Annotated in this window: 10 protein-coding genes; 7 read left to right on the top strand and 3 right to left on the bottom strand. The window is 39.0% G+C overall.

Annotated features, from left to right (window positions below; genetic code table 11):
• Window positions 1-624 precede the first annotated feature (624 nt).
• Genes A3GM_RS0105765 through ispF form a run of 4 tightly spaced genes read left to right on the top strand, consistent with a single transcriptional unit; the run spans window position 625 to window position 6,570 of the window.
• On the top strand, window positions 625-1,242 hold the full coding sequence (locus A3GM_RS0105765) for a fumarylacetoacetate hydrolase family protein (protein ID WP_018362444.1): 618 nt from the start codon (window positions 625-627) through the stop codon (window positions 1,240-1,242).
• A 44-nt stretch (window positions 1,243-1,286) separates the two neighbouring features.
• Window positions 1,287-4,853, top strand: a complete 3,567-nt coding sequence (gene porU / locus A3GM_RS0105760) for a type IX secretion system sortase PorU (protein WP_018362443.1) — start codon at window positions 1,287-1,289, stop codon at window positions 4,851-4,853.
• 56 nt (window positions 4,854-4,909) lie between these two features.
• Window positions 4,910-6,091, top strand: a complete 1,182-nt coding sequence (gene porV, locus A3GM_RS0105755; protein ID WP_018362442.1) for a type IX secretion system outer membrane channel protein PorV — start codon at window positions 4,910-4,912, stop codon at window positions 6,089-6,091.
• 5 nt (window positions 6,092-6,096) lie between these two features.
• On the top strand, window positions 6,097-6,570 hold the full coding sequence (gene ispF / locus A3GM_RS0105750; RefSeq protein WP_018362441.1) for a 2-C-methyl-D-erythritol 2,4-cyclodiphosphate synthase: 474 nt from the start codon (window positions 6,097-6,099) through the stop codon (window positions 6,568-6,570).
• Between the two features lie 226 nt (window positions 6,571-6,796).
• Here the strand turns inward: ispF and A3GM_RS0105745 are convergent, their stop codons facing one another.
• Window positions 6,797-7,354 carry a sugar O-acetyltransferase gene (locus A3GM_RS0105745; RefSeq protein WP_018362440.1) on the bottom strand — a complete coding sequence of 186 codons (558 nt, stop codon included), beginning with the start codon at window positions 7,352-7,354 and terminating at the stop codon, window positions 6,797-6,799.
• A gap of 645 nt (window positions 7,355-7,999) precedes the next feature.
• Between A3GM_RS0105745 and A3GM_RS0105740 the strand changes: the two genes are divergently transcribed.
• Window positions 8,000-9,175, top strand: coding sequence for a thioredoxin-like domain-containing protein (locus A3GM_RS0105740; protein ID WP_018362439.1), 1,176 nt, complete (start codon window positions 8,000-8,002; stop codon window positions 9,173-9,175).
• 52 nt (window positions 9,176-9,227) lie between these two features.
• Window positions 9,228-9,614 (top strand): fluoride efflux transporter CrcB, encoded by a 387-nt coding sequence (gene crcB / locus A3GM_RS0105735; protein ID WP_240430786.1) that lies wholly within the window; start codon window positions 9,228-9,230, stop codon window positions 9,612-9,614.
• A 270-nt stretch (window positions 9,615-9,884) separates the two neighbouring features.
• Here the strand turns inward: crcB and A3GM_RS0105725 are convergent, their stop codons facing one another.
• Both A3GM_RS0105725 and A3GM_RS0105720 read right to left on the bottom strand, forming a co-directional pair.
• Window positions 9,885-11,606 carry an ArnT family glycosyltransferase gene (locus A3GM_RS0105725; RefSeq protein WP_018362436.1) on the bottom strand — a complete coding sequence of 574 codons (1,722 nt, stop codon included), beginning with the start codon at window positions 11,604-11,606 and terminating at the stop codon, window positions 9,885-9,887.
• Between the two features lie 251 nt (window positions 11,607-11,857).
• Entirely contained in the window at window positions 11,858-13,516 is a 1,659-nt protein-coding gene (locus A3GM_RS0105720; protein ID WP_018362435.1) for a T9SS type A sorting domain-containing protein, read from the bottom strand.
• 260 nt (window positions 13,517-13,776) lie between these two features.
• On the opposite strand from A3GM_RS0105720, the gene A3GM_RS11570 reads away from it, so the two are divergent.
• A complete protein-coding gene (locus tag A3GM_RS11570) occupies window positions 13,777-13,917 on the top strand; it encodes a hypothetical protein (protein ID WP_018362434.1) in 141 nt (46 codons plus the stop codon).
• Window positions 13,918-13,932 lie beyond the last annotated feature (15 nt).

The raw sequence follows: 13,932 nt of genomic DNA, 5'->3' as shown, positions 1-13,932 counted from the left end.
GTTGCGGTTTCATCGCTTCTTTTTATCGATGAAATGGGCAAAAAGCATCGTTTTATAAAAATATTAGAGCTGTTTTTATTTTTCAACTTCACTCCTCTCTCACTGCAAAAGCATTGTTTTTAGGGCTCATCTCTCGCCTTCTTTCCAACAAAAAACATTCCTTTTGCCATCTTATCTCATTGCTTTTGCTTGCTAAAAGCTATCCTTTTGCCTCCTCAACTCAATGCTTTTACCTTCTAATTGATGCAAAAGCTATGCACTTTCTTGTCTTATTGGCTCTCAAGCGAAATCACATTAAAATCTACTCTCATTCTAAGTCATTTTCATAAGTAACTTTCTTTGTCTCCCTTTCTTCGCCTAAAATAGAAAAAAATCACTCCTTCAGATTAAAAAATCTTAACAATTAAATCATAAGAAAACAGCCATTTCATCGTTTTTATAACACACAAGCACCAAATGTTGCCCATTTCTTGAAAGTATTATTATTCATAATAATAACGAAATATGGGTAATAATAACTATCTTTGTACTCTTTCTACACGACTTTTACACTGCGCATCAGCATAAAAAGGGCGTTCAACAAAAAATGAAAAGACAACAAAAGCAATTTAAATACGTAAAAAGATGAAGATAATAGGCATAGTGAACAACTATCCCCAACACGATAACAAAACAGAAGAAACCAACAAAACAACTGCACAACCAGTTCTTTTTACTAAAACTGACGCTACCATTTTGAAAGATGGAAAGCCTTTCTTTGTGCCCGACAACATGGGAACAATATCTTGGAAGAGTGCTTTGGTGGTGCGTTTATGCAAATTGGGCAAGTCGGTTCCTGCTCGTTTTGCTCACAGATACTATGATGCTATTACCGTAGGAGTGGACTTTACGGCTACAGATATGCAAAAGCAACTGGCAAAAGAGGGTCTTCCTTGGGACTTAGCAAAAAGCTTTGATGGCTCGTTGGTATTGGGTTCGTGGCTCAGTATCGACCAAATTAAAGACGTAAACATGATTCAATTTAACACCAACATCAACGAAACACCCAGTAGTGAGGGCTTTACCAACGACATGTTGCACAAGATTGATGAACTAATTGAATATATTTCGCAATTTATAACCATCAAAACTGGCGATTTACTTATCACTGGTGGCGTTGGAGAAGAGCAAGAAGTGCTTATCAACCAACATTTCGAAGGATTTATAGAGAATAGAAAAGTGCTCGATTTTTATAGTCGATAACACTCTAAACCGCTTATCCTTGCACCGCAAAACTCCCTTTATCAATGAAACAACGACATGTGCATATATTGCTTTTAACGCTTGTGCTGACCTTTGCTGCACAACTATTACATGCCCAACGCTTTTATAATTTAACTTCAGATCAAGTTAAAATCGACTCGGTGTTGCCTCATTTCACCTACACCATTCCACTTTCTGAGAACTATAACGACTCTATCTATACCGTAGAAATTCTCTATCCTGAGTTTATAGATATGAGTTCTACCGACATTCAACGTTATAATGCGTTGTCGGGAAGCATTCTTCCCAATCTACCTGCAATACAACAACAGGTGGTTTTCGATAGAAAAAAGCCTTCTTTGCAAATTTCTTTCACTCCATTGGCTATGCGCCAAAACACCAGAAAGATTTTGGTGAGCTTTATGTTGAGCGTTAAATCAACAGCAAAGAAACGCACTCAAAAAGCCTCTCTCACCCGAGTTGCAACGCTTCCTGCCGATAGATATGCGGCTAACTCTAAGCTATCTACGGGCAAATGGGCAAAGATTAGGGTAAAAAACACGGGCGTTTATCAGTTGACTAACGATGTAATTAAACGTGCAGGCTTTACTGATATCAACAAAGTGAAGATATATGGCTATGGAGGTTGGTTGCAAAACGAGCAGTTAAGACCACAAGAATTGGAGCAATTAGACGACCTAAAGGAGGTGCCTACATGCAACATCAATGGCAAACGTTTGTTCTTTGCCAAGGGAACGGTGTCGTGGAATAGCAAAACAGCTACTCGACGAACACGTAATCCCTATTCTGATTATGGCTATTATTTCATCACTCAAACCGACGAAGAGCCACTTAAAATGGATAGTACTGCCTTTTTGGCGTCGTTCTATCCCACTTTTAACGACTATCACAGTCTTTATGAGGTGGATAACTATGCGTGGTTCGAAGGCGGACGCAATTTGTTTGATGCTGAAGTGCTCAATAATGGGGCATCAAAGACCTACTCTTTAAAGGCTCCTAAAGGGGTTTCAACTGCTAAAATGTTGGTGAACATCACCTCTAACAACACTTGTGAGGTGCAAGTGAGCTGCAATGGCAAGGTATATGGTAACATTCCGCTATCATGGAACAATTCTTCTAATGGCTCAGATGCCTTTAGTAAGGCGAAAGAGGTGGCTTTTGGCTATACCATCGACAATGTTTCTGAACAAAACAACATCACGCTTCAAGTAACAAAGGGCAACAATGTGCGCTTAGATTATATCACATTAACTTTTAATACTCCCTTTGCTGCTCCGCATTTAAAAACAGATAACTTCCCAAGTGCAGAGTATGTGTATAACATCACCAATCAAAATCTACATGCAGATGATTTCTATGACATGGTGATTATTATCCCTACCACACAGAAACTACTTGCACAAGCTAAGCGTTTAAAGGCTTTTCACGAGGAATTTGACAAGATGAAGGTGCGCATTGTGCCTGCTGATGAATTGTATAATGAATTCTCAAGCGGTACACCCGATGCCAATGCTTATCGCAGATACATGAAAATGCTATACGATAGAGCTGGAAATGACGAACAGAAAATGCCTAAATATCTTGTTCTTTTCGGTGATGGTAGCTTCGACAACCGCATGAATACAACGGAATGGCGTGGCAAAAATCCTGATGATTACTTGCTTTGCTATGAAAGTGAGAACTCTTTTCACAAGGTATATTGCTATGTTGACGACGGCTTTTATTGTCTTTTAGACGACAATGAGGGCGGAAATCTATTGTCGGCAGATAAACCTGACATTGCAGTAGGACGCATTCCTGTTGTGAACGACGCACAAGCTAAGGTGGTAGTAGATAAGATTGTGGCTTATAACACTAATCATAACGCTGGCGATTGGCAAAATACTATCTTCTTTATGGGCGACGATGGGAACGAAAACTTACACATGCAAGATGTGGAAGACGCTGCTACTATGATAGAAGGGCTCAATCCTGCCTATCATATTAAAAAGGTAATGTGGGACGCTTTCAACAGAGTTAACTCGGCACAAGGTGCTACTTATCCTGATGTTAGTAAGATTATTAAGCAACAACAGGCACAAGGTGCATTGATAATGGATTATGTTGGACACGGAGTGGAATATCAAATATCTCACGAAAACGTGTTGCGTCTGAGCGACTTCACCAGCTTTAACAACAAAAATCTACCCCTTTGGATCACTGCTTCGTGCGATATTATGCCCTTTGATGGCACTGTTGCGAACATAGGAGAAAGCGCATTACTGAATCCAAACGGTGGTGCTGTGGCGTTCTTTGGTACTACTCGCACGGTATATGCTAACTACAATAAACGCATCAACATGTCTTTCTTGAAGCATGTGCTTAGCAATGACGCTAAAGGAAAGCCCATTTCGATTGGTGAAGCACAACGTTTAGCGAAGAATGATATGATTGATTCGGGAGCGGATCACACGGAAAATAAACTGCAATACGCCCTTCTTGGCGACCCTGCATTGGTTCTTCGTCGTCCAACTCTCAACATATCTATCGACGAAATCAATGGAACTCCTTGTGTTGCAGGTAGTAACATCGTGATAAAGGCGGGCGAGGTGACTACCGTTAAGGGTCACATCGTGAACCATAACACCTTTAAAGGCAAGGCAACTATACTTGTTCGAGATGGCGAAGAGACCATTGTGGGCAAGCAAAACGATAAGGAAGAGACCACAACTCCATTTACATATAAAGACAGAACGAAGGTTCTTTTCAATGGAACGGATAGCATTAAGGACGGAAAGTTCACCTTCTCGTTTGCTATTCCTAAAGATATTAGCCACAGTAACAATAGCGGTTTGATCAATGTTTATGCAGTAAACGAGGATAAAACGGTGTCGGCAAACGGCTATAACAAAGACTTTACCATCCAAGGGGGCAACATCTCGCAGACAGACTCAGTGGGTCCGTCTATCTTCTGCTATCTCAATTCACCCTCATTCACTAACGGAGGCAAGGTGAACTCTACTCCTTTGTTGGTTATTGAGCTATTGGATAAGAGCGGAATTAATGTGAGTGGCAACGGAATTGGACACGACTTGCAAGTGACTATCGATGGAGATATGAACAAAACATATAACCTAAATAGTAACTTTAAATTCGACTTTGGCTCTTATACCAAAGGAACTGCGTTGTTTAACATACCTGAATTGGAGCCAGGAAACCACCAATTGCGCATAAGAGCATGGGATATCTTTAACAACTCGTCGACAACTGAAATGAACTTCACTGTTGTTAAGGGTCTTGAACCAACGATTTTGAATATCGATTGCTCTGAGAATCCAGCCAAGAACCACACAACCTTCATTGTGAACCACACCTATTCGGGTAACAACATGAATGTAAGTATCGAGCTATTCGATTCTAATGGTCAGCTACTTTGGACTCATTCGCAAAACAATGTGTCTACAAATGGCTCGTATATGGTGCCTTGGGACCTTACAAGCAACAAGGGATTTGCACTTAAAACAGGCGTTTATCTCTATCGAGTGCTTATCTCTGCAGAAGGAGGTAAACAGGTTTCAAAAACAAAGAAACTAATTATTTTAAAACAATAAAAATGTACTTTATGCGTTTATTGCTTAAAATACATCTCTAAAACATTGATAATACTATGAGTAGAATTAAACTGTTTTTCGCTACTTGCGCCCTTTTAAGCTGTTCACTCCATAGCTTTGCACAAATAGATAAGAACAATATATTTAACCCAGTCACTACTTCTGTAACCTCACAAAGCGTTGCTCCTGATGCAAGAGCAGGCGGTATGGGAGACGTTGGTGCTGCAACCGATCCCGATGTTGCATCACAATACTGGAATGTTGCTAAGTATCCGTTCACCATTAGTCGTGCAGGTGTGTCGCTAAACTACACTCCTTGGTTGCGAAAGCTTGTTAGTGACATGAACTTAGCATATCTTGTAGGTTATTATCGCATTGGAGAACACTCTGCAGTGTCGACCTCTTTGCGTTATTTCTCATTGGGAGAGGTTCAAACAAACTATAACTCTACAGGACAAGGAGGCGGTATTACGGTGAATCCTTATGAGATGTCGTTCGACGCTGGCTATTCTTTAATGTTGTCAGAGAAGTTCTCTATCGGTACAGCTGTACGCTTTATCTATTCTGATTTGAAAGCAGATTACACCGATGATGTCACTCCTGGCTCTGCATTTGCAGCCGACTTGGGTGCTTACTATCAAGATTATGTCAACATAGGACAACGTGAATGCCAGTTAGGACTTGGTTTAAACATCTCTAATATCGGTTCAAAGATCTCATTTGGAGGCGACAATAACAGCTATTTTATACCCACAAACCTTCGTTTAGGTGCTTCTCTTATGGTGCCAATCGATGAATATAACCGCATAACTTTTGCCGCAGATGCTAACAAGTTGCTTGTTCCTACTTATCCAAAGATAAGAGATGGCGAGTCACCAACAGACTTTGACGCTCGTGTTCAGAAAGAATATTACGACGTTTCGAGCATCAGTGGTATCTTTAAAAGCTTCGGAGATGCCCCCAATGGCTTTAAAGAAGAGTTGCAAGAGATACAATGGAGCCTCGGAGCTGAATATGTTTACAATGATAAATTCACACTACGTGCGGGCTATCACCACGAAAGTGAAAACAAAGGAAACCGCAAATATTTCACAGTGGGTGCGGGTTTCAAAATGAATGTGTTCTCTCTTGACGCTGGATATGTCATCTCTACAGCTGCAACTAACCCGTTAGACCAAACGTTAAGATTTACCTTAACATTTGATATGGACGGACTTTCAGACCTATTTAAACGATAATTGCCATGATAAGAGTTGGATTTGGATATGATGTCCATAAGCTTGTAGAAGGTAGAAGCTTATGGCTTGGCGGAATAAAGATCGACTATTCTCTCGGACTTCTTGGTCATAGCGATGCCGATGTCTTAATACATGCCATCTGTGATGCCATACTTGGAGCTGCAAACATGCGTGACATAGGCTTTCATTTCCCTGATACTGCGAATGAAACGCTCGACATGGACAGTAAGATTATCTTGAAACAAACCATCGAACTCATCGCAACAAAGGGCTATCACCTTGTGAATGTCGATGCAACAATATGCGCCGAACAACCCAAAATCAATCCCCATATACCCGCAATGCAACAATGTATGGCAGAAATAGCAGGCATAGACCCAGATTGTTTCAGCATAAAAGCCACCACAAGTGAACGTATGGGCTTTGTAGGAAGACAAGAAGGAATGGCTGCTTACGCAACTGTTCTCATCGAGAAATAAAACACTTTAATGATAAAAGCATTACTTTTACACTCTAATTGTAATGCTTTTGTTGTATAATAACAATGCTTTTACCAACCAAAAGGATAGCTTTTATTTTGCAATAAACAAGCCCCTCTTTCTCAATGGTTTAGCTATTGCCTTGCAACATCTTTTGGTTAGAGATACACTTCACAAACAAATAAAAAAAAGCGTCGACAAATGCAATTGTCAACGCTTACTATGTTTACTCCTTATTGAGCTTTCTCTTAATCACAGCAGGGCTTCCAGCCACCACACAATCATTAGGAATGTCATGCATTACCAAGCTGCCAGCAGCAATAATACATCTGTCTCCGATGGTTACACCAGGTAAAATTACCACTGAACCACCAATCCATGTGTCTTCTCCAATAGTTATTGGCAAGCAAACTTCTTGCGGTTTACGTCGCTCTAAATAATCTGTTGGGTGTTGATTGGTGTACAACTGGCAGGCAGGACCTATCAAAGTGTTCTTCCCTATTCGTATTTCTCCACCATCAAGAAACACACAATTACAATTAATAAACACGTTTTCGCCTAACACTATACCATGACCATGGTCACAATTAAATGGAGGTGTAACTACTGAAGAATTAGGAATACCAGGTATTAACTGACTAATCACCTTTCGATAATCATTACTATACACTGTCAGATTTTGTAACTGTACGCATAATTCCTTTGCATGTTTAAAGCTTTCTACGATCTCTTCTTTACTAAAGTCATAGAGTAAAGAAGCTCGCATCTTGTTCATCTCTTTCATACGTACCTCTCTTTCAATATAAAACTTTATTCAACCGCAAATATACTACATTGTTTTTACAATGCAAGAATAAATTACTTTTTTATTTAAAACATTTTTACGAGGAAACAATATATAAAATTTATTTGTACTTAAATTCTTTTATTATAACGTTAATATGTGTTTTTATTCTTCTTGAAAACGCCATTTTTCGTAACAGAAACATAACTGTTATATAAATTCAACACTTAAAGTATAATATTCTTCGAATATAAGTTTTTTCGATAAAAATGCTCTTTTTCAACAAGTGCTATCTATTTGCGAGCAAAGTTTCAACAATTTGAATCTCAATAGCTAACCAATTTGCCACAAATGGCTACAAGTTGAAAGCCAAACAGTATGAGTTGAAGCTTTAAACTGCAAGAAATAGGGTGACAAATAATAAGAAATTGCATTACAAATAGCATCGAATTACATTCAAAAAGAGTCGATAAAAGGAACAAAAAGCATTGAAAATGCAACTCCACACAACCCTTTTAGCCTCTAAGAAGAGCGAGAACGCACCCCAACGAAGCACGAAAAGGGACTAAAAAGCAAAAACATAGTCTTTTATTTTGTTGTTTATTGCTTTTCCACTACTTTTGTATTTAAATCAGAAAAACCTCTATGAAAAGACCAGTTACACAAATTGTACGTGCCATTTCATTTGCCTTTGCTCTATTGGCAATAGCATCTTGTGGCGAAAAGAAATTCCATGTTCAAGGCGAAATCAAAGAAGCTAAAGACTCAATGCTTTACTTTGAGAACATAAGTCTCGATGGAATTAAAGTTATCGACTCGTTAAAACTATCGGAAGAAGGTAGCTTTAGCTTTGCACAAAAGGCGCCTACCGCTCCTGAGTTCTATCGACTTAGAATTGCAAATCAAATCATTAACGTATCAATAGACTCTACTGAAACTGTTGATATCAAGGCTTCTTATCCTGATATGGCAGTGAAATATGAGGTGAAAGGATCGGAAAACTGTAGTAAGATACAAGACCTTGCCTTGCAACAAATTAGACTTCAAAACAGAATTAACGCCATTGTGAATAGTCCTTCGCTTGGAGTTAAAGCCGTTGAAGATAGCATTTCAAAGGTAATCTATGCTTACAAAGATGGCATTAAGATGAATTACATCTTCAAAGAGCCTATGAAAGCATACGCTTATTTTGCGCTTTTCCAAACCATTAACGTTGGCAATATCTCTACATTAATATTTAATCCTCGCTCAAATGAAGAGGATGTGAAAGCGTTTGCCGCTGTTGCTACCAGCTGGGACGCCTACCATCCCAACTCAGAAAGAGGCTTAAACCTTCATAATATCGCTATCGAAGGAATGAAAAACATTCGTATTATGAAGTCACAACAACAGCTTACAATCGACCCAAGCAAAGTAAAAGTGACCAATAGTGTCGACATTTCACTCGTAGACAATAAGGGAGTGGTTCGCAATTTGAGCGATCTTACGGGCAAAGTAGTGCTCTTAGACTTCCACATGTTTGCGAGTAAAGAAAGCACTAAGCGTATTATGATGCTTCGAGATCTATACAATAAGTATCATGATAGAGGCTTAGAGATCTATCAAGTGGCGATAGATGGCGACGAACACTTCTGGAAAACACAGACAGCAGCATTGCCTTGGGTTTGTGTTAGAGAAACAGAAAGCACCAAAGGTCAAAGCCTTGTGAGATACAATGTACAACAAATACCTACATTCTTCTTAATTGGTAAAGACAATGTAGTGTATAAACGAGACATACAAATTAAGGATTTAGATGCCGAAATAGCATCTTTATTATAACAAACATATCGGGTGTTGATTGCAACAAGCAGTTAACACCCTTTTTAAAAGAATGATGTTACTCAAAACAACACTAATTATTGCACTCGGAGGAGCACTCGGTTCGGTGGCACGTTTCATGCTTTCAAAACTCATTAGCGAAAGTTCTACCACCTCATTTCCCCTCTCTACCCTCGTTGTTAACGTGCTTGGCTGCCTCATCATCGGCTTTGTTTATACCTTGTTCGATAACAAAGAGAATGCAAGTGTTGCGCTAAAGCAGTTCTTAACCATTGGTTTTTGTGGCGGATTCACCACCTTTAGCACCTTCAGTAACGAGTCGTTCAACCTCTATCAACTGCAACATTTCACCCAATTAGCCCTCTACATCACCGCAAGTGTGGTACTTGGCTTCCTTGCTATTGCCTTAGGTGCCACCTTAGGTCAATGGATTAAATAAGCTATTTATTTGCGTTGAGACGCCAGAACGTACACTCAAGCAATAGCAACTCAACGCACTTGCAAACAATGCGCTATGCGCTTTAAAAACACCTTTCACGACATTCGTTCACAAAAGCATTGCTATTGCAAGGTAATATCAATGTAATTACAAGGTAAAAGCAATCCTTTTACCACCCAAAAGCAATGCTATTGCAAGATAGCATCTATCTCATTAAAATAGAAGGTTATACAACAAAAAGAGCAACACCTGTGATGTTGCTCTTGTATATTATCTCTTTTCGAAGTGAATAAACAAAATAATATCTTTTGTTTCGGTTCTCTTTCGTTGCGTTTTAGCAATCAATTTAAATTGATAAGTTGGATATTTCTTCATCCATTTGTTTATTTCTCCCTCCGAAATCAATAGTATTCCGCTCTGAGGTTGATCGAGATCGAATTGTCGAATGCGGTTGTTTGCATAGAAATTCAAACAGAAGAAGTGCATCATTCTACTCTCGATATAGCTGTAAAGCTGTTGATTGGGATAGTGATGCATGATATATTCGCCCACTTCTTTGTCGCTTTGAGGAGCCAACAAACGTGGAAGAACCACCCCGTCGAGGGTGAAATACAACGCAAACACGGGTAGGAACATCGCCACAAGTAGCTCGTGCGCCCACAAAGAGTTGCGTTTTATCTCCATCCAAACCAGTAAACAAATACCCAATATCATTGGAAGTAGACCCAAGAACCACTCTAACACATTCAAATCACTTGTAACAAGCGAGCGTAACATCAGCACTTTCACTGCTACATGCTTACCTGTGAAGATGGTAGAAGGCACTAAATCCATTCTAACAATGATGAAGATGCAGGTCATAAGTATTCCTATAACGCTCATTATAAATATAAAGATGCGCAAAGGACGTTGTCTTTCGCCAGCAAGCCACGCCACATAACGTGCCAATAGATAAGCCATAAAGGGATAACAGGGCAACAAATAGGTGCTACGTTTGCTCGATGGGAAGCAGAAGAACAGTAATATTAAACCGAAAGAGAGCCATGAAAATAGCTCAACAGGGTCGGCTTTTTTCGCTTTTTCTAATATTCTTGCCATCTTTTTAGTTCCTTTTGCGCCCTTTAAGCATACTTTTAATCGTCTCATTCCGTCTTTCCATGGAGCGAAGAACAAGCCTATTAAAGCTAAAAGAGTGTAGGGAAGCCAACCAGATAACAGCGAAGTGAAATTGTAAGTGAATGGATGTATGTGCGAGTCGTAGCTCATCTTGCCCATCATTCGACCGAAATTCTCTTCAATAACCAATGCTAAAAAGGCGTCGCCACCTTGTTTATAGGCCGCAACATACCACAAAGCGGGAACGATGCACGCCATTATTCCATACAAAGCAAAGCGCAATGTGGTTTTAAAGAAGCTTGCACCACGCAATAAAAAGAATGCCCACATCACCAAACAAGGCAATATTAAGCCTATAGGACCTTTGGTTAACACACCGCCAGTCATTGCTATTATGGCACCAAATGGCAACCCTTTGGCTCCTTTTTCCCACCATCTGTAAAATAAGAAGAGTGCCAATACAATGAAACAAGCCAGCATCATGTCTACTCTTGATGCCATTCCAGCTCGGTGACACTCAAAGTTTGTGAGCACAAGTAGTGCTGCAACCATTGAAATAACAGAATCTTTACGCTTAGCATAGAAGCAATAGGTGCCTAAAGTGGTTGCAATGAGCGACAAAGCAGATGGAAAACGTGCCGTGAACTCACTTACATAGCCTTGCAATAACGACGCAAGTGCAATGCACCAGTGAAAGAATGGCGGTTTATAAGGAATGTCTCCACCATTGTTTATGGGTAGAATCCAGTTCCCATCGTTTATCATCGACAGAGCAACAACAGCCTCTCTTGGTTCACCTTTCGAGTAGAATAGGGTCAAACCAATGAACGGAAGCACTGTAAGAATGCTCACTATAAGGAGTAAATTTCTGCGCATTATAATCTCTTTAGAGTGTTATTTATACCTAATTGTTAACGAAGTGAAATGTTGTTCGCTGTAAGTTACGTCCTAAATGCAATGCTTTTAGGAACTAAAAGGTATGTTTTTACACTGCAAAAGTAATACTTTTAATTTTAAAAAACAATACTTTTATTTCACAACTATTATGTTTTATCATAAAAAAAGCGATAGAACGCTGGAATAACTCCTTTGCCCTATCGCTTAAAATATGATTCTATGAAAGTTCTTTACTTCACAAATTTCACAGCTTTTGTACCAACTTTTAAGACGTAAACACCTTTAACAAGGTTGTCTACCGATAGAGTTGTGGTGTTAGAAGCACGAAGAACAACACGTCCTTGCAAGTCTACTACAACTGCATCTTGTGCCTTTTCGAAGCTAAACACGTTGCCATTGCGCACAACATCGTTTGTTTCTGTTAATTGATTGATGCCTGTTGTGGTAGACAAAGCATAACCATTGAACACAGAGTTAAGCTCGTTTACGCCTGAAGTAACCACTTGTTTGCTGTCACTTGCAAGACCTAACACTACATTTGAGCCTACACTTGTCTTTGTTCCGCTTGTTGTTACGTTATAAACGAAGCCATCTTTAACAGTATGAGTAGATGTTTCTTCTGTATAACCAGTTAAAAGTAGTTTGTTATCTGCAACAACTAAGCCTGTAACTTTCTCTGCATATTTAGTTGCATCGCCTTCATTTACACCGCTATTCACTAACCATTGAACGTTAGTTGTGCCTTTTGCGAATGCAGCAACGAAGCTATCTGAACCGCCTTGGAATGTAACTGATTGTCCAAAGACGTTGTTTGTGTTGTAAGTTCCAGCAACATATACATTTGAATCGTCTACTACTAGGTCGTTAATGCTATTGTTGCTATTCAAAGTTGCAAGCTTACCACCATCGAATAGCTTATTATTAGTTGTGCTACCTACCTCTGAATAGATGAAACCATACTTCAAATCTTCGCCATCTTTGCCTGCATTAAAGTTCTCAGTTTTATTAGATGTTTCTACAACTACAGCACCTGTTGCAACCGAAGCCACATAAAGTGTGCCGTTGTTTACTGCAAAGTTAAGGCTCTTAACGCCTGTTTGCTCTTCTAATCCTGTCACATTTGTTTTAACAGTATATTCTTTTTTCAAGCCACTTAAATTAGAAGCGTCTACTGAAAGCACTGACATTCTTGGAATATCAATTGTCATTATACCAGCATAATCTAAGTAATCACCTTCTAATTTCACATCACTTAAAGTTGATTCTCCAGTATATTGAGCAGTGAAATATAACTTATTATTAGACCAAACTGCCTTTGTACTTCTTATATAAGAAGCGTCTGAAGGTTCGTCAAAATATGTTCCTGAAGCCAAAACTGAAGCTTTTACAGCAGAAGTTGCTGATTTATAAGCTAACAAAGCACCATCTTTGCTATACTTAAGAACGAACAAAGACGACTTGGTTGTGCCGCTATTGCCTTGTAGTGTTGCAGCGGTTGTACCTGTTTTGGTTGTTAATTTCAATTGATCTGCAAAGACACCCACTGCATAAATATTACCATCTGTATCGCTTGTAAGGCTCTTTACCTCTGCAGCACCAAGCAAAGCAACTGCCCATTGTGATGTTCCTGCAGCATTCAACTTTTGAATATAAGAGCTTTTTGCAACGGCTCTAACCATTAAACTACCAACAGATAGGGTTCCTGAGTTGAATGATGAAGATACAATTACATCGCCATCGGCTGTGATGGTCACTGGAGCTGAGTTAACAGCATCGGTTTTTTGCTTGTAAACTGTTTGTGTTTGGGTCCATGTTGGACTACTGAAATTTTGTGCATTAGATGCTAATACGGTGGCACAAAGACCAAAAGTGAGTAGAATTTTCTTCATAAATTTTCTTTCTTTAAATGGTAATTAAAGTTGCTAATCAAGTGTTTTCTGCACCAAAATCAAAGGAGTGCCACCCTAATTGCACGCAACTTTAACAATTTCTTTTTATCTTTAAATTACAATCTTCTCAATGTTTATGCTGCAAAGTTACGGCAAATTTATTGAAAAACATACATTTTTGAATAAAAATATATAGATTTACCTCAAAATAATTTCAAACAGTTATATTTTAGTTGCTTTTTTGTTTAAATCGTAAATCAATGCTTTTGCCATCTAAAAACAGTGCAATTGCATCTCAAAAGCAATGCTATTGCGCTGTAAAAGCATTGAGTTTGAAACGCAAAAAGAAAGCAATGGCTTGGCAACAATTGATAACTAAGAAAGAAACCAACGGAAAATAAAATGAAAGAGGGGGA

Origin of the sequence: Hoylesella nanceiensis DSM 19126 = JCM 15639, assembly GCF_000379965.1 — a bacterium.
GTDB classification, from domain to species: domain Bacteria; phylum Bacteroidota; class Bacteroidia; order Bacteroidales; family Bacteroidaceae; genus Prevotella; species Prevotella nanceiensis.
Note: the sequence above shows the minus strand (reverse complement) of the source record. Positions and strands in the feature narration are given on the sequence as shown.

Coding starts and splice junctions, on each gene's coding strand:
- porU (WP_018362443.1), top strand. CDS start 1,287: ATGAAACAACGACATGTGCATATATTGCTTTTAACGCTTGTGCTGACC.
- A3GM_RS0105725 (WP_018362436.1), bottom strand. CDS start 11,606: ATGCGCAGAAATTTACTCCTTATAGTGAGCATTCTTACAGTGCTTCCG.
- A3GM_RS0105720 (WP_018362435.1), bottom strand. CDS start 13,516: ATGAAGAAAATTCTACTCACTTTTGGTCTTTGTGCCACCGTATTAGCA.
- crcB (WP_240430786.1), top strand. CDS start 9,228: ATGATGTTACTCAAAACAACACTAATTATTGCACTCGGAGGAGCACTC.
- A3GM_RS0105765 (WP_018362444.1), top strand. CDS start 625: ATGAAGATAATAGGCATAGTGAACAACTATCCCCAACACGATAACAAA.
- A3GM_RS11570 (WP_018362434.1), top strand. CDS start 13,777: ATGCTTTTGCCATCTAAAAACAGTGCAATTGCATCTCAAAAGCAATGC.
- porV (WP_018362442.1), top strand. CDS start 4,910: ATGAGTAGAATTAAACTGTTTTTCGCTACTTGCGCCCTTTTAAGCTGT.
- ispF (WP_018362441.1), top strand. CDS start 6,097: ATGATAAGAGTTGGATTTGGATATGATGTCCATAAGCTTGTAGAAGGT.
- A3GM_RS0105745 (WP_018362440.1), bottom strand. CDS start 7,354: ATGAAAGAGATGAACAAGATGCGAGCTTCTTTACTCTATGACTTTAGT.
- A3GM_RS0105740 (WP_018362439.1), top strand. CDS start 8,000: ATGAAAAGACCAGTTACACAAATTGTACGTGCCATTTCATTTGCCTTT.